This window comes from Achromobacter xylosoxidans A8 (genome assembly GCF_000165835.1).
Lineage (GTDB): Bacteria > Pseudomonadota > Gammaproteobacteria > Burkholderiales > Burkholderiaceae_B > Achromobacter > Achromobacter xylosoxidans_B.
The window spans coordinates 1,303,149-1,329,165 of record NC_014640.1; the positions used below are offsets into that span (position 1 = coordinate 1,303,149).

The following is a 26,017-nucleotide window of genomic DNA, read 5'->3' on the forward strand; positions in this document are numbered from 1 at the left end:
TGTGCGTTTTTAGTTTTTATGAAGTCCGAAGGAAAAAGAAAAAGGCCAATCCCGAGGGATTGGCCTTTTTTGCAATACTTGGCGGAGAGGGTGGGATTCGAACCCACGGTACGGGGATACCGTACGCCTGATTTCGAGTCAGGTACATTCGACCACTCTGCCACCTCTCCGTGGCTGGGTTTCGTAACGGCGGTTGTCCTGGATGGGTTGCCCCATAGCCGGGTCTTCCACTAAAGATCCCTGGTCGGAAGGATCTTCGTTGTCGAAGCAGCGAAGCCCGCAATTCTACAGGATTTTTTTTGTTTGTGTAAAGAGGGTGATTGAAAGTCCCCTACAGCGGGTTTCAACCGGCTTTCGGAGGCGGCGTTCTTTGCCCAGAATTCCGGTATGCCTGACGTTCCTGCCCAGGCATCCATCCGTCTCGGCGTTCATCCCGGAACCGCTAGTCCCATGGATCTGATCCTCATTCTCCTACTTGCGGCCGTGCTGTGCGTGCCCCTGACCCAGCTGCTGGGCCTGGGCGCCATCCCGGGCTACCTGCTGGCCGGCGTGCTGGTGGGGCCGTCCTGCCTCAGGCTCGTCACCAATGTGGACACCATGATCAACGTGTCTCAATGGGGCGTGGTGATGATGCTGTTCATCATCGGGCTGGAGCTGTCGCCCAAGCGCCTGTGGGCCATGCGCAACGAAGTCTTCGTGCTGGGTTCCTTGCAGATGCTGGCTTGCGGCCTGCTGCTGGCGGTGGTGTTTGGCGCGGCGCTGCGGCATCTGGCCGGCATGGAGTGGCAGGCGGCGATCCTGTGCGGCCTGTCGCTGGCCTTGTCGTCCACCGCAGTGGCCTTGCGGCTGCTGGACGAGCGCGTGCTGACGCGCACGCCATTGGGCAGATCGGCGCTGGGCATATTGCTGTTCCAGGACATGGCGGCGATCCCGATGCTGGTGGCGGCGGGCCTGCTGGGTTCCGATGGTGCGTCGGCGCCTTCCTTTAAAGAGGCGCTGATTGCCGTGCTGGTGGTGGCAGCCGCCTACCGGCTGAGGCTGCTGGGATGGGCGGCCAAGGCGCAATTGAACGAATTGTTCACCGCCGCCGCGCTGTTGATGGTGGTGGGCGCAGCCCAATTGTTCGACTTTGCCGGCTTGTCCGCCGGCCTGGGCGGATTCCTGGTGGGCGTGCTGATGGCCGAATCCCGCTACCGGCACGATCTGGAAAAGGCGATCGACCCGTTCAAGGGCTTGCTGCTGGGCCTGTTCTTCGTGGCCATCGGCATGTCCGTGAATTTGAAGGTGGTGGCCAACCACTGGCCGTTCATCTTCGTGGGCGTGTTCGCGTTGCTGCTGGTCAAGGCCTTGATCTTGTACGGTTTTTCGCGCTTTCTGGGCTTGCCGCGCTATCACCGCCTGCTGTTTGCCCTGGCGCTGGCGCAGGGCGGCGAGTTCAGCTTCGCCATCTTCAATGAAGCCTGGGACAACCACCTGATGAACCTGGAACAGCGCGACCTGCTGTCGGTCATCGTGGCGATTTCAATGGGCGTGGTGCCTGTGTTGATCAAGCTGCTGGAACGCATCCCCGAGAACCGCGGCGGCATGGCCGATCTCCCGACGGCGGAACCCGCCAAAGACGAGGCGTCCCAGCCGCCCGCGCCGCGCGATCCTCCTCCCGCTGCTTGACCCTGCGCAGCGTACGGGCATGGCATGATTGCCGTCTTGCCGGGCAGCTACACTTGACGCCTGCTTTGCCCGCCCAACGTGCCCGACCACAGGAGAATGCTCATGCTTAAAGGAAAAGTCGCCCTTGTCACCGGTTCCACCAGCGGCATCGGCCTGGGTATCGCCACCGCCTTTGCCCAGCAAGGCGCCGATATCGTCTTGAATGGTTTCGGCGATGCCGCCGAGATCGAAAAGGTCCGCGCAGGCCTGGCCGACAAGCATGGCGTCAAGGTGATCTACGACGGCGCCGACTTGTCCAAGGGCGCCGCTGTGCGCGAGCTGGTCGAGAGCGCGGTGCGCCAGATGGGCCGCATCGACATCCTGGTCAACAACGCCGGCATCCAGCACACCGCCCTGATCGAGGATTTCCCCGCCGAAAAGTGGGACGCGATCCTGGCGCTGAACCTGTCGGCCGTGTTCCACGGCACCGCCGCCGCCTTGCCGCACATGAAGAAGCAGGGCTTCGGCCGCATCATCAACATCGCCTCGGCCCACGGCCTGGTGGCCTCGGCCAACAAGTCGGCCTACGTGGCGGCCAAGCACGGCGTGGTCGGCTTCACGAAGGTCACCGCGCTGGAGACGGCGGGCCAAGGCATTACCGCCAACGCCATCTGCCCCGGCTGGGTCCGCACCCCGCTGGTTGAAAAGCAGATCACCGCGCTGGCGGAAAAGGACGGCGTCGACCAGGAAGCCGCCGCCCGCGAACTGCTGAGCGAAAAGCAGCCGTCGCTGCAATTCGTGACGCCGGAGCAACTGGGGGGCACCGCCGTGTTCCTGGCTTCGGACGCCGCTGCGCAAATCACAGGTACGTCCGTCTCGGTCGATGGCGGCTGGACGGCACGCTAAAAAGGAATACCCGAATGCTGTTTCTGCTTTCTCCCGCCAAGAAGCTGGACTACGACTCGCCGCTGCACATCGAGACGCATACCCAGCCGCTGTTCGTGGACCAGGCCGCCGGCCTGATCAAGGTGCTGAAGACCAAATCGGCTGAGGACATCTCCGAGCTCATGAGCCTGAGCCCGGCGCTGTCCGAGCTGAACGTGCAGCGCTACGCCCACTGGAAGCGCAGCTTCACCCAGGCCAATTCGCGCCAGGCGGTGCTGGCCTTCAACGGCGACGTCTACGAAGGGCTGGAGGCCTCGACCCTGTCGGCCAAGCAGCTGGACTGGGCGCAAGAGCACGTGGCCATCCTGAGCGGCCTGTATGGCGTGCTGCGCCCGCTGGACCTGATGCAGCCCTACCGCCTGGAAATGGGCACGCGCCTGGCTACGCCCAAGGGCAAGAACCTGTACGAGTACTGGGGCCCGGCCATCGCCGGCTACCTGAACGAACGGCAGGCCGGCCAGAAAGCGCCCGTGATCATCAACCTGGCGTCCGAGGAGTACTTCAAGTCGGTCGACCTGAAGGCTCTCAAGGCGCGCGTGGTGCAATGCGTGTTCCAGGACTGGAAGAACGGCGCCTGGAAGGTCATCAGCTTCCACGCCAAGCGCGCGCGTGGCCTGATGGCGCGTTATGCGATCCTGCACAAGGTGTCCAAGCCGGAAGGCCTGCAGGGTTTTGACCTGGAAGGCTACAAGTTCGACGCCTATGCTTCGTCGGACGACAAGCTGGTCTTCCGCCGCAAGGTCTGACCCGGTCCCGGGCCTTGCGCCCGGGACGTCCCGATTTCGCCTGATCAATCCAGGGTAGTCACGCTGCCGCCGCCACTGGCGGCGCGTGCGTGGGATCGGCCAACGCGTGCAGTTCCTGGCGGATCATGTGCGCGGCCTTCAGCATTTGTTTGACCGGATAGACCAGCGCGGCCTGCTCGCCTTCGGTCTCGAACTGGTTCGGCAGGCCGGTAGGCGCCTGCGCCCGGTTTTCGTCCAGCAGGTCCACCATGCCGGCCAGCGCCCGCTGCACGGCCTCGGGCGTGGCGGGCAGGGCGGCCAGCATGGGTATGGCCGCCGTGATCTGCGAGGCCAGTATGTGGTTCTGGATCAGCAGGTTGTTCAGCTCGGGCACGCTCACTTGGTGCGAGGTGGGCTCGCTCATCATGCGGTAGAAGGCCTCGGCGAAATTGCTGAACGAGATGTGCACGTTCTTGCGCGCCAGCCGCCACGCCAGGTCGGCGTCGGTCACTGCCGGGGTCTCGCCCGCCGCGGCGCCCACGGGCGCGCCGTGGGCCTGCATGGCCTCGACGTAGCGCAGGCCCGCGATCAGGTACTCGCGGTTGGCGCGCGTGGCCGCGGCCGCCAGCGGCTTCAGGTAGCGGGCCTCCCACCAGGGCAGGATATAGCTGCAGATCAGCGCCAGCGCGCAGCCGATCAGCGTGTCGATGGCGCGTTCGCCGATCACCGACATGGACACTGTGCCTGGGGATACGAAGTGGAACACCAGCACCACGAACAGCGTATTGAAGGTGGCGCTGGCCATATAGTTCAGCTGCACCAGACTGTTGCCCATGATGCAGGCGCCGAGCAGCGCCGCGAACAGCAGTTCCGGGCGGTCGGTCAGGTTGAACAGCAACAGGGCCAGGATGCAGCCGATCAGCGTGCCGGTCAGGCGCCAGCTATTGCGCTGGCGCGTCAGCGCGAAGCCCGGCTTCATGATGATGACGATCGTCAGCATGATCCAGTAGTTGTGCGCGGAAAATGCCGGCGACAGCCACTGGCTGGCCAGGGTCATGGCGATGGCCGCGGCGGCCGTCACCCGCAGCGCGTAGCGGAAGTGCGGCGAATCCAGGCGCAGATTGCTGGTCAAGAGTCCCACGCGGAATTCCTGGCGCGAAATGAAGCGCGTCAGCGACTTGTTGATGCGCAGCACGTCGGTGGGCTTGGCATCGGGCGAGGCGGCGGTGTGGTCGGCCAGGCGGTCGACGATGCGCGCCGAATTGCGCAGCCTGCGCAGCACCTGGACGATCAGCGCCAGCATCTCGGGCTCGCGCTCGCCCAGGCCCTGCTGCTTGAGCTGTTCGATTTCGTACTCGATGGCGCGCAGCTCGGCCTTGGCGCTGCTGCGGTACTGCACCTTGCGTCCGCGCGACACGTCCAGCGCGATGCGGTTGAGCTCCAGCGACATCTTCACCAGCGCGTCGCGCATGAACATCAGGCAGTCGCTGCCGGCCAGCGCGCGGCGCAGCGCCGCGTAGTCGGTATGCGTGGCCACCAGCGTGTCCAGCAGCTGCAGCATGTCGACGAACATGTTCCAGATCATCACGCGCTGGCGGTCGCCCAGGCCCTTGCCGCGGGGCAGGGCGCGCAGCACCATGTCGCGCGCCGCCTGGTGCTTTTCCGTCATGACGGACTGGCGTTGGATCAGTTCGCGGTAGGCGTCGTCCAGGTCGGCGGTTTCATCGTAGAAGGCGGCGCGGGCCGCCACGTAGTCGGCGGTGGCGAACAGCGCCACCGACATGGCCTGTTGCTCCTCGCGCAGCCAGAACAGGCGCGAGAACCCCAGGCTGAACGCGACGTAGAACAGCGCCCCGCCCAGCGTGGCCGCGGCGTGCGCCAGCACCTCGTGGGGCGCCAGCGGCGAATGCATGGTCAAGGTCATCAGCAGCAGGCCGGCAAAGCCGATCAGGCCGCCGCGCTTGCCGAATACCGTGAACATCGAATAGACGAAGCACTGCGCAATGACCGCCAGCCAGATCAGCACGGGATACGAGGAAGCGAACCCGGTGATGATGACGGTCAGGGTACCCAGCGCGGCGCCGCCCAGCATCTCGTTGGTGCGATGGCGCTGCGGCCCGCCCGGCTGGTCGATGATGGCCAGGCACTGCGCGCCGAAGGTCGCGACCAGCCCCGTGGTGTAGTTGCCGAAGACGCCGCCCAGCACCAGCACCGGCAACAGCATCCCCACCCCCTGGCGCACCCCTCCGAAGAAGTAGTGGCTGTAGAGGAAGCGGCGAATGCTGGCAATGCGCAAATCCATGGGTGGGGGCTCGGTTCTGGACGACAAAACAAGTATAGAGATGCTGCTCAATTTTTTGGGGCCAGATAGTTACCGAACCTTCCCTGCAACGGTCCGCGAAAGGCCGATTTGCCACCTTTGACGCAACGCGGTAAATTGCTCCACTTGCGCCGGTCTGCCTATCCGAAACCGGTGCGTTGAGGCGGATTGCCAGGGTCACCTCCCAGCCATCCCGCAGCAGTTACACCTGCCGTTGGCCGCGCCACAAGCGTGTGTTGCCAAGGCTTCCATTTCGACCTCCAGCGTCCCCCAGGGGCGTTTGCACTGCGTTCTGTCGAGCGTGTGCCGGGTCGGCAAGGTGTCCGGGTGGCGTGGCTCCGTGAGCCGCAAAGCGCCGGATCATGTTGTCGGAACCGGTATGGGTTCAGTTGCCGCCGTATCCGGGCGAGCAGCAGTCAGGGTTGCAGGGCCGGTACTGAAAGGAAAGACAACATGGAACTGAATGGCGCCGATATCGTCGTGCGCTGCCTGGCCGATGAAGGCGTGGAACACGTTTTCGGCTACCCCGGCGGCGCGGTGCTTTACATCTACGACGCGATTTTCAAGCAAGACAAATTCCAGCATATCCTGGTTCGTCACGAGCAGGCCGCCGTGCACGCCGCCGATGCCTATTCGCGCTCGTCGCAAAAGGTCGGCGTCTGCCTCGTGACCAGCGGACCGGGCGTGACCAATGCCGTCACCGGCATCGCCACCGCCTATATGGATTCCATCCCCATGGTCATCATCAGCGGGCAGGTGCCCACTGCGGCCATTGGCGAGGACGCCTTCCAGGAATGTGACACCGTCGGCATCACGCGTCCCTGCGTCAAGCACAACTTCCTCGTGCGCGACGTCAAGGACCTGGCCGAAACCATGCGCCGCGCGTTCTACATCGCGCGCACCGGCCGTCCCGGCCCGGTGCTGGTGGATATCCCCAAGGACATCACCATCGCGCAGTGCAAGTACACGCCGCCCAAGGGCGAAATCTCGATGCGTTCCTATGCGCCCGTCAACAAGGGCCACCAGGGGCAGATCAAGAAAGCCGTGCAGATGCTGCTGGCCGCCGAGCGGCCCATGATCTACACGGGCGGCGGGGTCATCCTGTCGAACGCCGCGCCCGAGCTGAACAAGCTCGTGTCGCAACTGGGCGCGCCCTGCACCAGCACCCTGATGGGCCTGGGCGGCTACCCGGCCAGCAGCGGCCAGTTCGTCGGCATGCCCGGGATGCACGGCACCTACGAAGCCAATATGGCGATGCAGCATTGTGACGTGCTGCTGGCCATCGGCGCCCGTTTCGATGACCGCGTGATCGGCAACCCCAAGCACTTCGCCCAGAACGCCCGCAAGATCATCCATATCGATATCGATCCCTCGTCGATCTCCAAGCGCGTGCGCGTGGACGTCCCGATCGTCGGTAACGTCAAGGACGTCCTGGCCGACCTCAGCGCGCAGTACGACATCGCCGCGGCCGAGCACAAGCCCGCCCCGATCACCAAGTGGTGGGAGCAGGTCGAGTCCTGGCGCGGCAAGGAATGCCTGAAGTTCACCAACTCGGACGAGGTCATCAAGCCGCAATACGTGGTGGAAAAGCTCTGGGAAGTGACCGGCGGCGACGCCTTCGTCACCTCCGACGTGGGCCAGCACCAGATGTGGGCCGCGCAGTACTACAAGTTCGACAAGCCGCGCCGCTGGATCAACTCCGGCGGCCTGGGCACCATGGGCGTGGGCCTGCCGTACGCCATGGGCGTGCAGATGGCCAATCCTGGGCACGACGTCGCTGTCATCACCGGCGAAGGGTCGATCCAGATGAACATCCAGGAACTGTCGACCTGCCACCAGTACCGCCTGACGCCCAAGATCATCTGCCTGAACAACCGCTTCCTGGGCATGGTCCGGCAGTGGCAGCAGATCGACTACGGTTCGCGCTATTCCGAGTCCTACATGGATTCGCTGCCCGATTTCGTCAAGGTGGCCGAGGCCTATGGCCACGTGGGTCTGCGCATCGAACGCCCGGCGGACGTCGAGCCGGCGCTGCGCGAAGCGTTCAAGAAGCACAAGGACCGCCTGGTCTTCCTGGACTTCATCACCGACCGCACCGAGAACGTGTGGCCGATGGTCAAGGCCGGCCGCGGGCTGACCGAAATGCTGCTTGGCTCTGAAGACCTGTAAGGAGGCCACCCATGAAGCACGTGATTTCCGTCCTCCTCGAAAACGAACCCGGCGCGCTGTCGCGCGTGGTGGGCCTGTTTTCCGCGCGGGGCTACAACATCGAGACCCTGACGGTGGCGCCCACCGAGGACTCCACGCTGTCGCGCATGACCATCGTGACTACCGGTTCGGACGAGGTGATCGAGCAGATCACCAAGCACCTGAACCGCCTGGTGGACGTGGTCAAGGTCGTCGACCTGACCGAAGGCGCGCACATCGAGCGCGAGCTGATGCTCGTCAAGGTGCGCGCGGTCGGCAAGGAACGCGAGGAAATGAAGCGCATGGCGGACATCTTCCGCGGCCGCATCATCGACGTCACCGACAAGTCCTACACCATCGAACTGACGGGGGTGCAGGAAAAAGTACAGGCCTTCCTGGAGGCCCTGGACCGCAGTGCAATCCTTGAAACCGTGCGCACCGGCGTGTCCGGCATCGGACGCGGTGAACGGATTTTGAAGATTTGACCGGCCTTCCAGGCCAAGCCGCACCCTACATCTGAATTAAACAAATATCCAAAATACTGGAATCTGGAGCACAACCATGAAAGTTTTCTACGACAAAGACTGCGATCTCTCCCTCGTCAAGGGCAAGACTGTTGCCATCATCGGCTACGGCTCGCAAGGCCACGCGCACGCGCAGAACCTGCATGAGTCCGGCGTGAAGGTCGTGGTCGGCCTGCGCAAGGGCGGCGCCTCGTGGAACAAGGCCGCCAATGCCGGCCTGGAAGTCAAGGAAGTCGCCGACGCCGTCAAGTCCGCCGACATCGTCATGATGCTGCTGCCCGACGAGAACATCGCCTCGGTCTACAACAAGGAAGTGCACGCCAACATCAAGCCCGGCGCCGCCCTGGCGTTCGCTCACGGCTTCAACGTGCACTACGGCCAGGTCGTGCCGCGCGAAGACATCGACGTCATCATGATCGCCCCGAAGGCCCCGGGCCACACGGTGCGCAACACGTACAAGCAAGGTGGCGGCGTGCCCCACCTGGTGGCCGTGTACCAGGACAAGTCGGGCGCCGCGCGTGACGTGGCCCTGTCGTACGCCAGCGCCAACGGCGGCGGCCGTGCCGGCATCATCGAAACCAACTTCCGCGAAGAAACCGAAACCGACCTGTTCGGCGAACAGGCCGTGCTGTGCGGCGGTACCGTCGAACTGATCAAGGCCGGTTTCGACACGCTGGTGGAAGCCGGCTACGCGCCCGAAATGGCGTACTTCGAGTGCCTGCACGAACTGAAGCTGATCGTCGACCTGATCTATGAAGGCGGCATCGCCAACATGAACTACTCGATCTCGAACAACGCCGAGTTCGGCGAGTACGAAACGGGTCCGAAGATCGTCACCGACGAAACCCGCAAGGCCATGCGCCAGTGCTTGACGGACATCCAGACCGGCGAATACGCCAAGAAGTTCATCCTGGAAAACACCGCCGGCGCTCCGACGCTGACCTCGCGCCGCCGCATCAACGCGGAATCGCAGATCGAGCAAGTGGGCGGCAAGCTGCGCGCCATGATGCCCTGGATCGCCGCCAACAAGCTGGTGGACAAGTCCAAGAACTGATCCACGCCTGCGCGGGGCCAGCCCCCGCGCAATCAGGGTCGAAGCGGCATGCCTGCGAGGGCATGCCGCTTTTTTTGCTGGCGTTCCCGTCGATTGGCCGGGCACGCAGCTTGCTCCGCTCCGCAAGCGGGGCCAGATGGGTTAACCTTTCAGTGTTCGTTGTAAGTTATTGAGACCATGCCCAATTTTTCCATGCGCGATTCCGAGAACCGCCACCGCAGCATCTACCTGCTGCCGAACGCGTTCACCACCGCGGCACTGTTCGCGGGCTTCTATGCCGTCGTACAGGCCATGAACGACCGCTTCGAAGTCGCCGCCATCGCCATTTTCGCGGCCATGGTGCTGGACGGCATGGATGGCCGGGTCGCCCGCCTGACCAACACGCAGTCCGCCTTCGGCGAGCAGTACGACTCCTTGTCCGACATGACCTCCTTCGGCGTTGCGCCGGCACTTGTCATGTACGAATGGATCCTGAACGACCTGGGCCGCTGGGGCTGGCTCGCCGCCTTCGTCTACGTGGCTGGCGCCGCGCTGCGCCTGGCCCGCTTCAACACCAATATCGCCGTGGTCGACAAGCGCTACTTCCAGGGCCTGCCCAGTCCGGCCGCGGGTGCCCTGGTAGCGGGCTTCGTCTGGCTGGCGGTGGACAACAAGCTGCCCATCCATGACAGCCTGATGGCCTGGGCGGCGTTCACGCTGACCATGTATGCAGGCATTTCCATGGTGTCGAACGCGCCGTTCTTCAGTGGCAAGAGCTTCGCCCTGGGCCGCAGCGTGCCGTTCTGGGGCATCCTGCTGGTGGTGGCGGTATTCGTGTTCGTGTCCAGCGATCCTCCGGTCGTGCTGTTCGGCCTGTTCGTGCTGTATGGCCTGTCGGGCTGGATCATGTGGGCCTGGCGCTGGAACCGCGCGCGCCGCCTGACGCAGGAACGCCGCAGCCAATCCTCCTGACCCGCGGCAGCCTTGCCGCCCAAAACAAAACCCGCCGGATGGCGGGTTTTTTTTCTGGGGCGCAGGAATCAATGCCACATGAGCCGGTCGTCGTCGTACATGGGGTCCGGGCCGGGATGGAAGTGCGTCAGTCTGTTGCCGTCGCGGCTCATGTACACGTACATCAGCGAGTTCCAGACGCCGTTTTCCTTGTAGCGGTATGACCAGACCACCTCGCGTTTTTCACCCAGGCCGGCTTCCTCGATCTTGGCGGGCGGGCCGAATTCGCAGCGCACGCGGTCGGGGCCCCATTCGCCTTCGCTCAGGACCTTGAAGTGCGCGTCCGTCAGCAGCGGCACTACCGGACCCACGCGGCCGTCGGCGCCGACATTGGTGCCCCAGGCGTACTGGCCCATGGGCTGCTGGGTCCAGATCACGCGCCGCCCGCCATTGGCTTGCGGGCACTCGAAGTTGGGCCGGCCGAACTGGGCCTGCACGTCGGCGTAGGGAGTGCCGGGCGGAATCTGGGCCATGTTCGCGCACGCCGCCAGGGTGGCCAGCGCGGCGGCGGCCAGCGCGATGCGGGCGCCTCTGTAATATTTAGACATGCTTCTCTCCTGATGTCGGATTGCGGCCCGCAGCGGGGCGGGCACCCGTCACTGGGGTAATTTTATCGAATCGGCTATAATCATCGAGCTTTATCAAGTGTATTGATTTTGCAACATCCTTTGCGCTGGCCGCAGAGCGGGTCCAGGTATCAGGTCCCGGTGTCGAAACACCGCGTCCACAACCGGGTTCCAGGCTTCTGTTTGAGTCATCAATGGCAGCAGTGAGAAAGCGAATTCAGCCAGGTTCGCGCAAAATTTTTTCCAAACCACGTCAGGGCGCCTCGGCCCTGTCGCATGTCCGAAGAGGTCATAAATGTCTGTAGCTGACATCAAGAAATCCGATATCGTCGCGCAATTCCAACGCGCTCAAGGCGATACCGGCTCCCCCGAAGTTCAGGTGGCTCTGCTCACCGCCCGTATCAACGAACTGACCGGTCACTTCAAAGAACACATGAAGGACCATCACTCGCGCCGCGGTCTGCTGCGTATGGTCAGCCGTCGCCGCAAGCTGCTCGACTATCTCAAGGGCCGCAATCCCGATTCGTACCGCGCACTGATCGAAAAACTCGGTCTGCGCAAGTGATCGACGGGGCTGGCTCCCCATGACGCAATAACCGTGGTCGGTGCGACGCATGTCGCGACGGCCACGGTTTTTCATTTGTAAGGAATAATCGTCATGTTCAATAAAGTGACAAAATCGTTCCAGTACGGCCAGCACACGGTCGTCCTGGAAACTGGCGAAATCGCTCGCCAGGCCTCCGGCGCCGTGGTGGTGTCGATCGAGGACACCGTCGTCCTGGCCACCGTCGTGGCTTCCAAGAAGGCCAAGCCGGGTCAAACGTTTTTCCCGCTGACCGTTGACTACATCGAGAAGACCTACGCCGCCGGCCGTATTCCGGGCGGGTTCTTCAAGCGCGAAGGCAAGCCCTCCGAGAAGGAAACGCTGACCTCGCGCCTGATCGATCGTCCCCTGCGTCCGCTGTTCCCCGAAGACTTCTACAACGAAGTCCAGGTGGTCATCCACACGCTGTCGGTCAATCCCGAGATCGATCCCGACATCGCCGCCATGATCGGCGCCTCGGCCGCGCTGGCCATTTCGGGCATCCCGTTCAACGGCCCGATCGGCGCCGCGCGCGTGGGTTACATCGATGGCCAGTACGCCATCAACCCGACCGCCTCGCAACTGAAGTCGTCCAAGCTGGACCTGGTTGTCGCCGGTACCGAAAACGCCGTGCTGATGGTGGAATCGGAAGCCGACCAGCTGTCCGAAGAAATCATGCTGGGTGGCGTGGTCTACGGCCACCAGCAAATGCAGGCCGTCATCAACGCCATCCACGAACTGGTCAAGGACGCCGGCAAGCCCGATTGGGACTGGCAAGCTCCTGCCAAGGACGAGGCCCTGATCGCCGCGGTCACCGCCGCTGCCCAGGAAGGCCTGAACGCCGCCTACCAGATCCGCGAAAAGCAGGCCCGCACCACCAAGCTGCGCGAAGTGTCGGCTGACGTGTCGGCCAAGCTGGCTGCCGCCGCCGCCGAAAAGGGCGAAGCGCTGCCGGACGCCGTGACCGTCGACAACATCATGTTCTCGCTGGAATCGGCCATCGTCCGCGGCCAGATCCTGAATGGCGAGCCGCGCATCGACGGCCGCGACACCCGCACCGTGCGCCCCATCAGCGTGCGTCTGGGCGTGCTGCCCCGCGCACACGGCAGCGCGCTGTTCACCCGTGGTGAAACGCAAGCGCTGGTCGTGGCCACGCTGGGCACCAAGCAAGACGAACAGATCATCGACGCGCTCATGGGCGAGTACCGCGACCGCTTCATGATGCACTACAACATGCCTCCGTTCGCCACCGGCGAAACGGGCCGCATCGGCGTGCCCAAGCGCCGCGAAATCGGCCACGGCCGCCTCGCCAAGCGTTCGCTGATCCCGCTGCTGCCGGCTCCGGAAGACTTCCAGTACACGATCCGTATCGTGTCGGAAATCACCGAGTCCAACGGCTCGTCGTCGATGGCTTCGGTCTGCGGCGGCTCGCTGGCCATGATGGACGCCGGCGTGCCGGTCAAGGATCACGTGGCCGGCGTGGCCATGGGCCTGATCCTGGACGGCGGCAAGTTCGCCGTGCTGACGGACATCCTGGGCGACGAAGATCACCTGGGCGACATGGACTTCAAGGTTGCGGGCACCGAGAACGGCGTCACCGCACTGCAGATGGACATCAAGATCCAGGGCATCACCAAGGAAATCATGCAAGTGGCGCTGGCTCAAGCCCGCGAAGGCCGCCTGCACATCCTGGGCAAGATGAAGGAAGCGCTGGACGGTTCGCGTGGCGAGCTGTCGGCTTTCGCTCCCCGCATGCTGACCATCAAGATCAACCCCGAGAAGATCCGCGACGTGATCGGCAAGGGCGGCGCCACCATCCGCGCGCTGACCGAAGAAACCGGCACGCAGATCGACATCTCCGACGACGGCACGATCGTGATTGCCAGCGTCGACGAAGCGCAGGCCAAGGAAGCCCAGCGCCGCATCGTCGAGCTGACCGCCGACGTCGAAGTGGGCCAGATCTACGAAGGCGCCGTGCTGCGCCTGCTGGATTTCGGCGCCATCGTGCAAGTGCTGCCGGGCCGCGACGGTCTGCTGCACATCTCGGAAATCGCCAACTACCGCATCGCCAACATCAACGATGTGCTGAAGGTCGGCCAGCAAGTCCGCGTCAAGGTCATCGAGGCCGACGACAAGGGCCGCCTGCGCCTGTCCATCAAGGCCATCGGCGGCATCGAGCAGCAGCAAGCCGCTGCGGCTCCCGAAGCTGCCCCGCAATCGGAACCGCAAGCTGAATAAGCCTGCTTGACCGACAGCATGAGACGGCGCCTTCGGGCGCCGTTTTTCATGGACCGGCAGCGGCCGCGGTGGCCATGCCCGATTCATCTTCTTGCTTCTTCAGGCCCCGGACATCTCCCAACTGCGGCTACCTTCCTGTAAAGTCTTGCGCGAGAGCGCAGCCCCCCGATTGCGGAGGACGGCATGCGCGACGTGGCAAAAGGGGGAAACGGATGGGCAAGGCATGACGGCGTGGGCCAGACCCGCCTGTGCCGCGGCGCTGCTTGCGGCGCTGCTGAGCGGCTGCATGAGCAGCCCCGGACCGGGGCAGGGCAGTCCCAAGAGCGAAGACATGTCCGCCGACCAGTTCGGCCAGACGGACTTCAACCGCACCGTCACGCTGGAGGTGCGCGACAACCTGGCCAGCCTGTACGTCCTGCTGGACAAGCTCTACCGCCGCAATCCGCGCGAATGGCGCAAGACTGGCGCGCCTGACCTGGCCAAGGCGGTGTTGCTGGTCAAGCATTCCATCGAGGTCCGCATCCCGCCCAAGGACCTGGCGGGCCTGCGCGACATCCAGATCCTGGCGGTAGCCCTGGACCCCAACTATTCTGGCGACCGGGTCGGTGCCTTCATCTACGGCCTGGCCGACACCATCATCGCGGCGCACAACGGCAAGACCCGCCTCTACGCCACCGACGCGCTGGATGGGCAGCGGGTCTACAATGCCGCACGGAACGTCGAGGCAGCCGCCTGGCTGTTGGCGTCGCGCCGCAACGCCCAGGGCGAACCCTTGCTGCTGGCCAATGAAATGTCCCAGAACGCCACCAACCTTAGCTTTGAACGCGAATTCGGCGCCATCATCGGCCGCCTGGATCTGATCGCCAATCTGCTCGGTGAGAACACGCGGCGTATCGGGATCAACTACGCGCAGGGCCTGCTGCTGTTCAATTTCCTGCCGGTGCGCTAACAGGATTTCCACCGTGATCGATATCGCCTCCATTCAGACCGCCCGCGAAAACTTGCGCGGCCAGGTGCTGAAGACCCCGTTTACCCTGTCCCGCACGCTGTCCGATATCTTCGGCGCCGAGATCTGGCTGAAGTTCGAGAACCTGCAGTTCACGGCTTCGTTCAAGGAGCGCGGCGCGCTCAACCGGATGCTGACGCTGTCGGAAGCAGAACGCGCCAAGGGCGTGATCGCCGTGTCGGCTGGCAACCACGCGCAGGGCGTGGCCTACCATGCCCAGCGCATGGGCGTGCCCGCCGTGATCGTGATGCCGCGCTTCACGCCTACCGTCAAGGTCGCCAACACCCGCCGCTTCGGCGCGGAGGTGGTGCTGGCCGGCGATACCTTCGACGACGCCAAGGCGCGCGGCTACGAGCTGGCGCAGGAGCGCGGCCTGATCATGATCCACCCCTATGACGACGAGGCCGTCATTTCGGGGCAGGGCACGGTAGCGCTGGAAATGCTGGAAGACCAGCCGCAGCTGGACACCCTGGTCATCGCTATCGGCGGCGGCGGCCTGATTTCCGGTATCGCCACCGCGGCCAAGGCGCTCAAGCCCGGCATCGAGATCATCGGCGTGCAGACCGAGCGTTTCCCCTCCATGTACGCGGCAGTCAAGGGCGTGACCATGCCGCAGGGCGCATACACCATCGCCGAAGGCATCGCGGTGAAGTCGCCGGGCGCGCTGACCCAGCCCATCGTGACGCAGTTGGTCGACCGCCTGGAACTGGTCAGCGAAAGCGATATCGAGCACGCCATCGTGGTGCTGCTGGAAATTGAAAAATCGGTGGTCGAAGGGGCGGGCGCCGCAGGCCTCGCCGCGCTGCTGCGCGCGAAGGAGGAAGGCAGCGACCGCTACCAGGGCAAGCGCATCGGCCTGGTTCTGACCGGCGGCAACATCGATCCCTTGATGCTGGGCGAACTGATCGAGCGCGGCATGGTGCGCGCCGGCCGGCTGGCCCGCATCCGGGTCGACCTGCGCGATCTGCCGGGCGCGCTGGCGCATGCCACCAAGCTCATCGCCGATGCCCAGGCCAACATCACCGAAGTGCACCACCAGCGCGCCTTCACCTCATTGCCGGTGCGCAATGTCGAAGTGGATTTCGTGCTGCAGACGCGCGGCCATGAGCACATCCAGGAAGTGATCGAAGTGCTGAACGCGGCGGGCTTCGCCGCCAGCAATCACGACCACTGAGGCAGCGTGCGCGGTTCAGGCGGCGCCGCTCTGCGCGGCGTCGCGCGCCAGCAGGTTCTTCAGGCCGTACAGCCGCTCGCGGTGCAGCGTGGCCGATAGCGGCTCCGGCTCGCGGCCGAGGGCCACGTAGTCCGCGGGCACCTGCGCCGCCGCCGCGCGGATGGCGTCGGGAGCGGCCTGCCACCACTGCGTCAGCATGCGGTCGGGGTTGTAGACATCCAGCCCCTGGCGGCGCAGTTCGGAACGGTTGAAATCCTTCAGGTTCCAGGTCAGCACCTGCACCACCGGCGGCTGCTGCAAGCCGCAGCGCGCGCGCCGCGCCAGGCCGGCTGCGATCACGTGGAAATCCTTGGGGTCGCTGTAGCGCAAGGAGGCCTCGTACACCTGCGTGTCCGCTTCGCGGGCGGCGGGGAGACGGGCATTCATGTCGTCCCACATTTCCATCATCACTTCTGGCGGGATTTCCCAGATGCGCGAGGCGTTGCGGCGCCATTCCTCGCCGATGCGCTCGGTCCAGACCGGCGTGTACACGCCGGCCTCGGCCAGCCTGAGCAGCAGGCGGCGCAGGATGCCGGACATAAGGACGCAGGCGTCGAGGACGATGAAGGGAGGGGAGGCGGGAGCGGCGGTCAAGTGAGGTCTGAAGCCCTGCCTATGGAGGCTGCGCCGTAAGGAGATCGGGGCGGCGGGCAGGGCGGGAAAAAGAAAAACGAGGCGCAAGAATAACGTTTTTGGGGGCAGCCGGGGTGGGGGACGGGATACGGCAGGTCCACGCCTGGCGCCTTTCAGCGTCGCCAGGCGGTCCTCCTAACCCAGTTCGGCGCGCACGGCGTTGCAGTGGCTCACCAGATTGCGCCGCGACACCAGGCATTGCTTGAGCGGGGTGTCGATGGCGTAGAAATAGATATTGGCGAGAAAACCGTACAGGCCCGCATCCACGCTGCCGGGATTGGCGCCGAACATGAAACCGTTGTCTCCCAGCAGGCTGGATATGACCTCCAGATCGGCGACGCCGCGGGCGTAGGCGTCCTCGGGCGCATAGCGGCCGATGCCCTGGTAGTGGTAGCGCTGGAAATTGTATTGGCGGGCGGCTTCCAGTTGCTCGGGCGTGACGTCCGGATGGGTGTCCAGCAGCGCCTTGCGGAAGGTCGGCCAATAGCGGTCGTCGCGCCAGCGTGAATAGGACATGACCCAGTACAGGTCGTCCAGCGCGCGGCGGACCAGCAGATCCTGCCGCTGCTGCACCGGCGTGAGGGAGCCGTCGATGGTCAGGTCGTACTGGCGCTTCAGGTACGCGACGATGGCGTCGCTGTCGCCGATGCGCAGATCGCCATCGGCGATGTAGGGCAGTTGGCCGCGCGGAGCGGACTGCACGTCGAGCGTATGCCGGTGGTCGAACGGCAGCCGGCACAGCTTCAGGAAGGCGTAGATCTTCAGGCCGTAGGGGTTGTTGTCTTCCAGCCCATAGAGTCCGGGGTACGAGTAGAGGGTGATCATGGCGCGCTCCCTGGTTACCGGTCTAGCTTAGAACGGCCGAGGGATTTTTGCGCGCATCAGTTTGGCGAGGCAGGCGGTTCGCCGGCTTGCGACGAAGGGAGGACGCCTTGCCTGTTGCGGGTGGTGCCCGAGACCGGAATCGAACCGGTACGGCCGCGAGGCCGAGGGATTTTCTTACCACTTCGGCTTTCGCCGCCAGCGCGGTTGCGCTGTTCGTGGTCTGGAGCACGCCTTCACCTTAGCCTTCTGGCCTTAGGTGCCCGCCGTCTGCTCTCTACACCTTCCCCGGTCATGCAACCAGGGCTTGGCTCGGCGTTGGCTCGGAACGGGTCCAGGGCATTCGCCGAGTTTGACGGGCTACACCTTTGGAGTTTCCCCCAAAGGGCTCAAATTAGTTCAAGTCCCTTGTGTCTACCAATTTCACCACTCGGGCGTTGCGCGGCCCTGGAAGGGCCGGCAGCGGGCGAGACTATACCATCCCGGCGCCAGGGAACCGGAATGCGGGCCCCTGGGCGCTGGCGCTCAGGAGACGAAGCGCACGGCAGGGCGCGGGCGTTCATCCACCGTCAGCGCGAAGACATCGGGGCGCGAATAGTGGCCGACCACGTCGAAGTCGTAGCGGGCGCGTACCAGTTCCCCCGTGTCGATCTGGGCGGTCAGCAGGCCGGCCTTGCCGCGCAAGGGACCCGCCAGCACGTCGCCCAGCGGGCCGACGATGACCGAGCCGCCGTTGATCAGCGGCCGGTTGGCGTCCCAGCCCGGCACGTCCTGGCCCAGCTCGGCGGGCGAGGGCTGCACCTGGCAGGCGCTGACCACGAAGCAGCGGCCTTCATGGGCAATGTGGCGCATCGAGCATTGCCAGATGTCGCGCTCGTCCACGGTGGGGGCGCACCAGATTTCCACGCCCTTGGCGTACATGGCAGTGCGCAGCAGCGGCATGTGGTTTTCCCAGCAGATGGCGCCGCCGATGCGGCCGGCCCCGCTGTCGACCACCGGCAGGGTCGAGCCGTCGCCCTGGCCCCAGATCAGGCGTTCGGTGCCAGTGGGCATGAGCTTGCGGTGCTTGGCGGCCAGGCCGGTGGCGGGTTCGAAGAACAGGGCAGTGCAGTACAGCGTGTTGCCGCCGCGTTCGATCACGCCCACGACCAGGCTGGCGCCGGTGCGCTGCGACAGGGCGGCCAGCGCCTCGGTTTCGGGGCCGGGCACGTCGATGGCGTTTTCGTAATAGCGGGCAAAGGCTTCCCGGCCTTCGGGCAGGCGGTAGCCCAGGCGGGTGCCGAAGATCTCGCCCTTGGGATAGCCGCCCAGCAGCGCTTCGGGCATGACCACGAGCGAGGCGCCCGAGGCGGCGATTTCGCTTTCGTAGGCCAGGATGTCTTCCAGGGTGCGGGCGCGGCCTGCGGGCGAGGAGCCGATCTGCAATGCGGCGACGGTTTTCGTGGTCATAGTGGGGGCTCGGGTGGGGTAGGAACAGGCTTCAGTGTCGGACCGGCTCTAAAATCAATCAATCCTGGTCAGAGATAAATGATATGAACCAGATTGATATCGAATCGGCGGACCTGAACCTGCTCAAGGTCTTCGAGGCCATCTACGACGAGGGCGGAGCCGGGCGCGCCGCGCTGCGCCTGGGCGTGACGCAGTCGGCCGTCAGCGCGGCGCTGGGGCGCCTGCGCGGTCTCTATGGCGATCCGCTGTTCACGCGCACGGGCCGGGGGCTGACGCCCAGCCTGCGGGCGCGCGAGTTGCGGCCCGTTATCGGCGAGGCGCTGGACAAGTGCCGACAGAGCCTGTCGCTGGCGCGTCCAGGCGCGGCGGGCTTTGCTGGCAGGTCAGTCACGCTGGGGCTGTCGGATGATTTCGAGATTGCCCTGGGCCGAGACGCGATCCGCGCGCTGGCGCAAAGCGCGCCCGGCCTGCGCATCATCTTCCGGCAGACCCACAGCCGGCTGGCGGCCGACATGCTGATGGCACGAGAGGCTGATCTGGTGATCGCCTCGGGCGGACTGGCCGCGCATGCCTTGCAGCGCGTGACGGTCGGACAGGGGGGCTATGCCTGCCTGCTGGATCCCGCCAGCCTGGCCCCGGGGCAGACGACCCTGTCGCTGGAGGAATTCGTCCGCCGCCAGCACGTGCTGGTGTCGTCCGGTGGATTCATCGGCGTGGTGGATGAAGTGCTGCACGGGCTGGGACTGACGCGGCGGGTGCAGGCCTCAACCACACATTTCGCGGCGTTGGCGTTCCTGCTGCCGGGCAGCGATGCCCTGTCGACCCTGCCCGCGCATGCGGCGCGCGGTTTGGCCGCGGCGTCCGGCTTGCGCATGCTGCCTTGCCCGGTAGCCATGCCGGGGTACGCCATCGAAATGGGCTGGCGTCCCGACGCCTTGCGCGACGAGGCGGTGGCGGCGGCGAGGCGCGGCTTGCTGGGCTTGTTGAACGGCTATGAATGGGAGTGCGCGGCGTAGGCGCGCGGCCTACTTGCGCCCGAACAGCCGGCCCAGCAGGCCGCGCGGCGCGGCGGCGGCCTGTTCCGCGGCCAGGGCATTGTTCAAGGACAACTCCTGGTACTGCGGCTTGCCATTCTGTTGATAGGCTGCGGCGGCCTGGCGATAGGCCATGGCGGACTCCGCGTGACGCTTCATTTCGCCATAGGCCTGGCCGCGCGAAAACAGCGCCCAGCTGCGGTACTCCGGATCCATCGCGATCAGGCGGTCGCAGGCCGCCAGCGCTTCGTCGTGGCGCTTGGCCGCGATCAGCGCGTTGATGCGCTCGGCGTGCAGGGCGCCGTCATCGGGCCAGCGTGCCATGGCGCGGTCGGCGTCGGCCACCGCCTCGTCCGCCCGGCCCAGATGGGTCAGCGCTTCGATGCGGGCGCGGCGCCACTTGAGCCAGTCCGGATCCAGCGAGATCGCCACCTCAGAAAGCGGCAGGGCTTCGTCGTGACGCTCCAGCCGGTTCAGCATGTCAGCCGCATTGCCGGGTAGGAAGTCGTTGTCGGGCGCCAGCTCGTAGCCCTGCAGGTAGTACGCCAGCGCCTCGTCCCAGTTGCGCTGGTCGCGCTGGGCGTTGCCGGCCACGAATAGCAGTTGGGCATCGCCGCTGGTCATCGGATCCAGCCCTTGCAGCGCCTGTTCGGCCAGTTCCGGATCGCGGCTGCGCACGTACTCGCGGGCCTGTTCCCTGCGGCCTTCCCAGCCGCTGTCCGAGAGCGCGTCCAGATGCCGCCATAGCGGCACGGCTTCGTCCGCGCGGCCCAGCCGGTGCAGGGAACGCGCCTTGCCCTCCAGAGGCCATTCCCAGTCGGGCTCGCGGCGCAGCAGGCTGGTCCATTCCTCGACCGCGTCCGCGTGGCGTTCCAGCGCTTGCAGGCACGAGGCGCGGTTGTGCTGGATGGCGTTCTGCTCGCCCAGAATCGCGCGGGCGCGGTCGAACATCGCGATGGCGTTGCGCAGGTCGCCCAGGCTGCGATAGGTATTGCCGGCGTCGTACAGGAACATGCCGTTGCCCGGCGCCAGCGAGGTCGCGCGCCGGAAATGGGGTTCGGCCTCGGCGTGGCGTCCGGCATTGGCCAGGTTGGACGCGATGTAGCAATGCGGCGCGCCGGCGGATGGACGCAATTGCGCGGCGCGGGTCCAGCATGCGATGGCCTCGTCCAGGCGGCGGTCGTTGATCAGCAGATAGGCCTGCGCCATCAGCAGCCCGAAGTGCGAGGGTGCGCGCTGCTGGGCGTCGCGCAGGATGCGCCAGGCTTCCTGCCGTTCGCCCGCGTTGTAGAGCACGGTGCACTGGACGCGGATGGCGTCGCCGCAATGCGGGTCCAGCGCCAACGCCCGGTCCAGATCGGCCTGGCGCGCGGCATGGGCGTTGCGCTTGTCGTGATAGCGGGCGCGCAGCGCCCACATGAGGGCGGAGGCGGGCTGTTCGCGCAGTCCCTGTTCGCACAGCGCCAGCATTTGCGCGTGCTCGTCGCCGTCGTCGGCGCGATGGATGGATTCGATCAGGCTGGACATGCGCGGGATTCCGTGTCGGGACTAGGGTGCCGAGGCGCCGGCTTCGTGGCGGCAGCTGTAGGGGCGGTCGGCGCGCGGGATGTCGTCGCTGCCGCATTGCCAGCGGCGGATGCCGCCGCCCTTCTTTTCCGAGCGCAGTTCGGGCAGGTAGACCAGGTGCTTGCCGCCCAGCGCGGGGGTGTCGGCGGTGCCGGGCTCTCCGGCGATGGTGAAGCGCAGCACGCCGTTGACCGGATTCAGGCTCAGCGCGCTGAAGCCGCTGCTTTTCAACGATTCCGGAGTGACGCCAAGCGCCGCCATGTCCGGGGCGTAGGCCCCGGTGCGCCGGTAATGGTTCTCGGCCAGCATGCGCACCGGTTGCGATACTAGGTCCAGGTGGATCACCTCGGCGCGCAAGGGGTTGTCTTCCTGCTTCGAGTCCATGACGATGGCGCCGATGATCATGCCGCCCGCGACCAGCGCCAGCACGCCCAGCACGGCGAAGATGAACTTGCCCGCGCCCGTGATGGAGCGGGTCTTGGCGATGGCGGGCCGGATGGCTCGCGGGTCCGCCTGGCTGGAGACCACATAGCTGCCCGAGATCCAGTTATGCATGGCGCGGTCGCCGAAGATGGTGCGCTGGATGCGGTAGAAGATACCGGGCAGGGCAAGATTCAGCACGTATTTCATCAAGTGGCGCCAACTGGCGCGCAGGACGCCGGGATTGTCGCCATTGCGGTTCACGACGCGCAGCTTCAGCAGCCGCTTGCCCGGGGACCCGCCGCCCCAGGCGTCCATCAGCGCCGGCAGCATCAGGCCGATGAAGCCAGCGGCCATCGCCAACAGGACGGGGCGCGGATCGCCGGCCAGCGATTCGTAGGTCAGGTTGGCAGCCGTGCTGAACCCAATCATGGCCGCCACCATCACGGCGGCGTCGATTGCGGTGGCGCCCAGCCGCGGCCAGATGCCGGGGAAGACGGGCGCATTGCCGGCGCGGGCCGGGGCGGGCTTGGCCGTTTTCGCCGTCTTCGCAGCAGGCGCGGCCGCAGCCGGGGCGGCCAGCGGCGCGTTGCAGCTGAAGCACAGGGTATTGGAGGCCGGATTCTGCCAGTTGCAGCGGGGGCATTGCATGGGCGGCGGTGGCGGCGCGAGAAAGCCGCATGAGCGTGGGGAGTGCGGATGTTACCGGGAAAACCCCGATCCCTGGGCGGGCGCAAAGCACGACACTTCCGGGCATGAAATCCGTCCAGCCCCCTTTGCAGCATCCCCGCGATATCGATCCCGTCTCTCTGCGCCTGTTCCTGGCGGCGCTGGAAGAGGGCAGCCTGGCGCGCGCCGCCGCCCGCGAGAACATCGTTCCTTCCGCCGTCAGCAAGCGCATGTCGGAAATGGAGGACGCCTTCGGGGTGCCGCTGCTGGAACGCGGGGTCAAGGGCGTGCAGCCCACGCCGGCGGGCAATGCCCTGGCCACGCATGTGCGCATGGTGTTGCAGAGCATGGACCGTATGCGTCGCGAGATGGCGGGCTTTGCCACTGGCGTGCGCGGCAGCATCCGGCTGGCCGTCAGTGTGGCGGCCCTGTCTGGCGAACTGCCGGCGCAGATCCAGTCCTTCCGCCGGGCCTATCCCCAGATCGACATTTCGCTGGAAGAGGGCACCACCCAGGAAGTGTTCCGCGCGGTGCTGGACGGGCAGGCCGACGTGGCGGTGGGTTCCGACTTCGGCCATGACGGCTTGCAGGTCTTTGCTTGCGGCCGCTGCGATCTGGCGGCGGTGGTGCCCGGGCAGCATCTGCTGGCCGACCGCGACACGCTGGACTACGCGCAGCTATTGCCCTTCGAGCAGATCGAGCTGAACCGCGACAATGGCATCAGCGCGGTGTTCCAGCAGGCGGCGCAGGATGCGGGCGTGGCGCGGCGCATCAGCGCCCGGGTCAGCTCGCATGAAACCATCTGCATGCTGGTGGCGCGCGGCATGGGCGTGGCCGTGGTGCCCATGTATCTCAAGGCGCGGCACGCCAATCTGGACATCCGCTTCATTCCGCTCTCCGGAGCCTGGTCCAGCACTTCCTTGTGCATTGCCGTGCTGGGGCTGGAGGCCTTGCCGCCTGCTGCCCGCGTGCTGCTGGCGCACCTAGGCGTGGCCGACGCAGCCTGATTGTCGCGGGGCTCAGGGCTTTCCCGGACGTTCCCAAACGAGAATGCCCCGGTGCTGAAAGACCGCTACCCGCTGGCCCGGCTTGCCGCCGATGATGGAGGAATAGGGGCATCGGCTCACTCCGCCGCCCGTTTTTCATCGCGTCAGGCCCAAGGATATGCAGATGGCAGCAACACCGGCTTCACCCTTCATGGACCACACCGAATTGCCGCTGCGCGGCATCAAGGTGCTGGAGCTGTCCCACATGATCATGGGCCCGGCGGCCGGACTGGCGCTGGCGGACCTGGGCGCCGAAGTCATCAAGGTGGAACCGATAGAAGGCGACCGCACCCGTCGGCTGAAAGGCTCGGGCAGCGGTTATTTCCCGGTCTTCAACCGCAACAAGCAGAGCCTGGCGATCGACCTGAAGACCCGCGAAGGGCAGGCCGTGGTGCGCGAGCTGGCCTTGCAGGCCGATATGGTGGTGGAGAATTTCCGCGACGGCAGCCTGGCCCAGTACGGGCTGGACTACGAGTCGTTGTCCGCCGAGAACCCCGGGCTGATCTACGTGTCGCTCAAGGGTTTTCTGTCCGGCCCCTACAAGCAGCGTACCGCGCTGGACGAAGTGGTGCAGATGATGGGCGGGCTGGCCTACATCAACGGCGGGGCGGATACGCCGCAGCGCGTCGCGGCCTCGGTCAACGACATCCTGGGTGGCACCTTCGGCGTGGTGGGCGCGCTGGCGGCGCTGCACGACCGCCACGCCACCGGGCGCGGCCGGCACGTGCGCTCCGGTCTGTTCGAGAACAACTTGCTGCTGGTCGCGCAGTTCATCGCGCAGTTCCAATTGACCGGCGCGGCGCCCAAGCCCATGGGCGCGGAACGTCGGCCGCCCTGGGGCGTGTACGACGTGTTCGAGACCGCGGACGGACGGGTGTTCGTCGCCGTGGTCGGCGATGCGCAGTGGCGCAACTTCGCCCAGAAATTCCTGCCGCCCGAGTGGGCCGCGGATCCGCGCCTGGCCACCGCCGTCGACCGCGAGTCCGCGCGACCCTGGTTGGTGCCGGGCGTGGGCGAGATCCTGAAGACCTGGAAGACCGACGAGCTATGCGCGGCGCTGGAGGCCGCCGGACTGTCTTACGGTCCGATACGCCAGCCGCACGACCTGCTGGACGACGCGCATCTGAACGCCGGCGGCGCGCTGCTGAAGACCCGGCTGCCAGACGGCGGCGAGATTTCCGCGGCCGCGCTGCCCATCGAGTTCGACGGCCTGAAGGCCGGCAAGCGTTCCGATCCGCCGCGGCAAGGCGGCGATACGCAGGCCATCCTGCAGGGGCTGGGTTGGGATGCCGCGCGCATCGAGGCCCTGCGCACCGCCGGAGTGATTGCATAAGAGGGCTTTAGCGCCCGATATCGGTCGAGGCGGCGCAGACCGCCAAGACATTCATCCAAGAGGAGACAAGATGATCCGCAAACTATTCGCGGTGGCTGCGTTGGCCGCGGCCTGTGCCGCGCATGCGCAGGACTACCCCAGCAAGCCCATCCGCATCATCATCCCGTCCACGCCGGGCGGAGGCACCGACTATATCGGGCGCCTGATGAGCACCAAGCTGCATGAACTCAACGGCTGGTCGGTCATCCCCGAGAACAAGCCGGGCGCGGGCACGGCGCTGGGTCTGGCCGAGGCCGCGCGTTCGCCGGCGCAGGGCTATGACCTGGTGATCGGCCAGTCCGACAACGTCACCTTGATTCCGCTGCTGATGAAGGTGGCGTACGACCCGGTCAAGGACCTGGCCCCGGTGGCGCTGGTGGCCACCACGCCGATGGTGCTGCTGGTGTCGGAGAACTCGCCATACAAGACCTTGCCCGAAGTCATCGACGCCGCAAAGAAGGATCCCAACAAGATCTCCTACGGCACCTCGGGCACGGGCGGGGGCGTGCACATCGCTATCGAAATGCTGCAGCATGCGGCCGGCTTCAAAATGCAGCACGTGCCGTACAAGGGCTCGGCCCCGGCGCTGGCGGACCTCATGGGCGGGCATTTGCAGTTCGCGGGTTCCTCGATCTCGTCGGCGGCCACGCTCATCAAGTCTGGCAAGGTGCGCGCGCTGGCGGTGACTTCGCCCAAGCGCAACCCGGCGCTGCCGGAAGTGCCCACGGTGGCGGAGCTGGGCTACAAGGATTTCAGCGTGGTGACCTATTACGGCGTGCTGGCCCCGGCCAAGACGCCGCCGGCCATCGTGTCGCGCCTGAACAGCGACTTCAACAAGCTGCTGGCGCGCAAGGACGTGCAGGAGGCGCTGGCGGCGCAGGGACTGGAAACCGATCCAGTATCCACCGAGCAGTTCGCCGCGCTGATCCAGTCGGACATCGGCAAGGCACGCCAGACCATCGAGAGCGCGGGCATCGTGGTGCAGCAGTAAACAGGATAGGACAGCAC

At 65.6% G+C, this 26,017-nt stretch carries 22 protein-coding genes and 1 tRNA gene; 15 read left to right on the forward strand and 8 right to left on the reverse strand.

Annotated features, from left to right (window positions below; genetic code table 11):
• Positions 1-79: 79 nt before the first annotated feature.
• A tRNA-Ser gene (locus AXYL_RS06125) sits at positions 80-170 on the reverse strand.
• Positions 171-450: 280 nt separating this feature from the next.
• Here AXYL_RS06125 and AXYL_RS06130 point away from each other — a divergent pair.
• From AXYL_RS06130 to yaaA, 3 genes are all read left to right on the forward strand, one after another.
• Positions 451-1,668, forward strand: a complete 1,218-nt coding sequence (locus AXYL_RS06130; RefSeq protein ID WP_013391924.1) for a cation:proton antiporter — start codon at positions 451-453, stop codon at positions 1,666-1,668.
• Between the two features lie 102 nt (positions 1,669-1,770).
• On the forward strand, positions 1,771-2,553 hold the full coding sequence (locus AXYL_RS06135) for a 3-hydroxybutyrate dehydrogenase (protein ID WP_013391925.1): 783 nt from the start codon (positions 1,771-1,773) through the stop codon (positions 2,551-2,553).
• A 14-nt stretch (positions 2,554-2,567) separates the two neighbouring features.
• The gene (gene yaaA / locus AXYL_RS06140) at positions 2,568-3,338 is read left to right on the forward strand and encodes a peroxide stress protein YaaA (protein WP_013391926.1); all 771 of its coding nucleotides are present in this window, start codon (positions 2,568-2,570) and stop codon (positions 3,336-3,338) included.
• Positions 3,339-3,396: 58 nt separating this feature from the next.
• Here the strand turns inward: yaaA and AXYL_RS06145 are convergent, their stop codons facing one another.
• Entirely contained in the window at positions 3,397-5,619 is a 2,223-nt protein-coding gene (locus AXYL_RS06145) for an FUSC family protein (protein ID WP_013391927.1), read from the reverse strand.
• 471 nt (positions 5,620-6,090) lie between these two features.
• On the opposite strand from AXYL_RS06145, the gene AXYL_RS06150 reads away from it, so the two are divergent.
• From AXYL_RS06150 to pssA, 4 genes are all read left to right on the forward strand, one after another.
• Positions 6,091-7,806, forward strand: a complete 1,716-nt coding sequence (locus AXYL_RS06150) for an acetolactate synthase 3 catalytic subunit (protein WP_013391928.1) — start codon at positions 6,091-6,093, stop codon at positions 7,804-7,806.
• An 11-nt stretch (positions 7,807-7,817) separates the two neighbouring features.
• Positions 7,818-8,309 carry an acetolactate synthase small subunit gene (ilvN, locus tag AXYL_RS06155; RefSeq protein ID WP_006223608.1) on the forward strand — a complete coding sequence of 164 codons (492 nt, stop codon included), beginning with the start codon at positions 7,818-7,820 and terminating at the stop codon, positions 8,307-8,309.
• A gap of 76 nt (positions 8,310-8,385) precedes the next feature.
• Positions 8,386-9,402 (forward strand): ketol-acid reductoisomerase, encoded by a 1,017-nt coding sequence (ilvC, locus tag AXYL_RS06160; protein ID WP_013391929.1) that lies wholly within the window; start codon positions 8,386-8,388, stop codon positions 9,400-9,402.
• 177 nt (positions 9,403-9,579) lie between these two features.
• Complete coding sequence (gene pssA, locus AXYL_RS06165; protein WP_013391930.1) at positions 9,580-10,353, forward strand: CDP-diacylglycerol--serine O-phosphatidyltransferase; 774 nt, start codon at positions 9,580-9,582, stop codon at positions 10,351-10,353.
• Positions 10,354-10,421: 68 nt separating this feature from the next.
• Here the strand turns inward: pssA and AXYL_RS06170 are convergent, their stop codons facing one another.
• Positions 10,422-10,940: a hypothetical protein gene (locus AXYL_RS06170; RefSeq protein WP_013391931.1), complete on the reverse strand. Its 519-nt coding sequence runs from the start codon at positions 10,938-10,940 to the stop codon at positions 10,422-10,424.
• Between the two features lie 313 nt (positions 10,941-11,253).
• Between AXYL_RS06170 and rpsO the strand changes: the two genes are divergently transcribed.
• The 4 genes from rpsO (at position 11,254) to AXYL_RS06190 (ending at position 15,959) form a co-directional block, all read left to right on the forward strand.
• A complete protein-coding gene (gene rpsO / locus AXYL_RS06175) occupies positions 11,254-11,523 on the forward strand; it encodes a 30S ribosomal protein S15 (protein ID WP_006223612.1) in 270 nt (89 codons plus the stop codon).
• A gap of 93 nt (positions 11,524-11,616) precedes the next feature.
• Positions 11,617-13,779 carry a polyribonucleotide nucleotidyltransferase gene (gene pnp, locus AXYL_RS06180; protein WP_013391932.1) on the forward strand — a complete coding sequence of 721 codons (2,163 nt, stop codon included), beginning with the start codon at positions 11,617-11,619 and terminating at the stop codon, positions 13,777-13,779.
• Positions 13,780-14,002: 223 nt separating this feature from the next.
• Positions 14,003-14,728, forward strand: coding sequence for a hypothetical protein (locus AXYL_RS06185; RefSeq protein WP_013391933.1), 726 nt, complete (start codon positions 14,003-14,005; stop codon positions 14,726-14,728).
• A gap of 13 nt (positions 14,729-14,741) precedes the next feature.
• On the forward strand, positions 14,742-15,959 hold the full coding sequence (locus AXYL_RS06190) for a threonine ammonia-lyase (RefSeq protein ID WP_013391934.1): 1,218 nt from the start codon (positions 14,742-14,744) through the stop codon (positions 15,957-15,959).
• Positions 15,960-15,974: 15 nt separating this feature from the next.
• Here the strand turns inward: AXYL_RS06190 and AXYL_RS06195 are convergent, their stop codons facing one another.
• From AXYL_RS06195 to AXYL_RS06205, 3 genes are all read right to left on the reverse strand, one after another.
• Positions 15,975-16,538, reverse strand: a complete 564-nt coding sequence (locus tag AXYL_RS06195; protein ID WP_013391935.1) for a PIN domain-containing protein — start codon at positions 16,536-16,538, stop codon at positions 15,975-15,977.
• A 228-nt stretch (positions 16,539-16,766) separates the two neighbouring features.
• On the reverse strand, positions 16,767-17,456 hold the full coding sequence (locus AXYL_RS06200) for a glutathione S-transferase family protein (protein ID WP_013391936.1): 690 nt from the start codon (positions 17,454-17,456) through the stop codon (positions 16,767-16,769).
• Positions 17,457-17,978: 522 nt separating this feature from the next.
• Positions 17,979-18,902, reverse strand: coding sequence for a carbon-nitrogen hydrolase family protein (locus AXYL_RS06205; protein ID WP_013391937.1), 924 nt, complete (start codon positions 18,900-18,902; stop codon positions 17,979-17,981).
• 83 nt (positions 18,903-18,985) lie between these two features.
• Here AXYL_RS06205 and AXYL_RS06210 point away from each other — a divergent pair, with 83 nt between their 5' ends.
• On the forward strand, positions 18,986-19,918 hold the full coding sequence (locus AXYL_RS06210) for a LysR substrate-binding domain-containing protein (RefSeq protein WP_013391938.1): 933 nt from the start codon (positions 18,986-18,988) through the stop codon (positions 19,916-19,918).
• Positions 19,919-19,927: 9 nt separating this feature from the next.
• Here AXYL_RS06210 and AXYL_RS06215 read toward each other — a convergent pair whose 3' ends face one another.
• Together AXYL_RS06215 and AXYL_RS06220 are read right to left on the reverse strand one after the other, a co-directional pair.
• The gene (locus AXYL_RS06215) at positions 19,928-21,463 is read right to left on the reverse strand and encodes a tetratricopeptide repeat protein (protein WP_013391939.1); all 1,536 of its coding nucleotides are present in this window, start codon (positions 21,461-21,463) and stop codon (positions 19,928-19,930) included.
• Positions 21,464-21,484: 21 nt separating this feature from the next.
• Positions 21,485-22,573 carry an RDD family protein gene (locus tag AXYL_RS06220; protein WP_013391940.1) on the reverse strand — a complete coding sequence of 363 codons (1,089 nt, stop codon included), beginning with the start codon at positions 22,571-22,573 and terminating at the stop codon, positions 21,485-21,487.
• Between the two features lie 104 nt (positions 22,574-22,677).
• Between AXYL_RS06220 and AXYL_RS06225 the strand changes: the two genes are divergently transcribed.
• The 3 genes from AXYL_RS06225 (at position 22,678) to AXYL_RS06235 (ending at position 26,000) form a co-directional block, all read left to right on the forward strand.
• Positions 22,678-23,598: a LysR family transcriptional regulator gene (locus AXYL_RS06225; RefSeq protein WP_041652531.1), complete on the forward strand. Its 921-nt coding sequence runs from the start codon at positions 22,678-22,680 to the stop codon at positions 23,596-23,598.
• Positions 23,599-23,761: 163 nt separating this feature from the next.
• A complete protein-coding gene (locus AXYL_RS06230; protein ID WP_013391942.1) occupies positions 23,762-24,970 on the forward strand; it encodes a CaiB/BaiF CoA transferase family protein in 1,209 nt (402 codons plus the stop codon).
• Between the two features lie 70 nt (positions 24,971-25,040).
• A complete protein-coding gene (locus tag AXYL_RS06235; protein WP_013391943.1) occupies positions 25,041-26,000 on the forward strand; it encodes a Bug family tripartite tricarboxylate transporter substrate binding protein in 960 nt (319 codons plus the stop codon).
• Positions 26,001-26,017 lie beyond the last annotated feature (17 nt).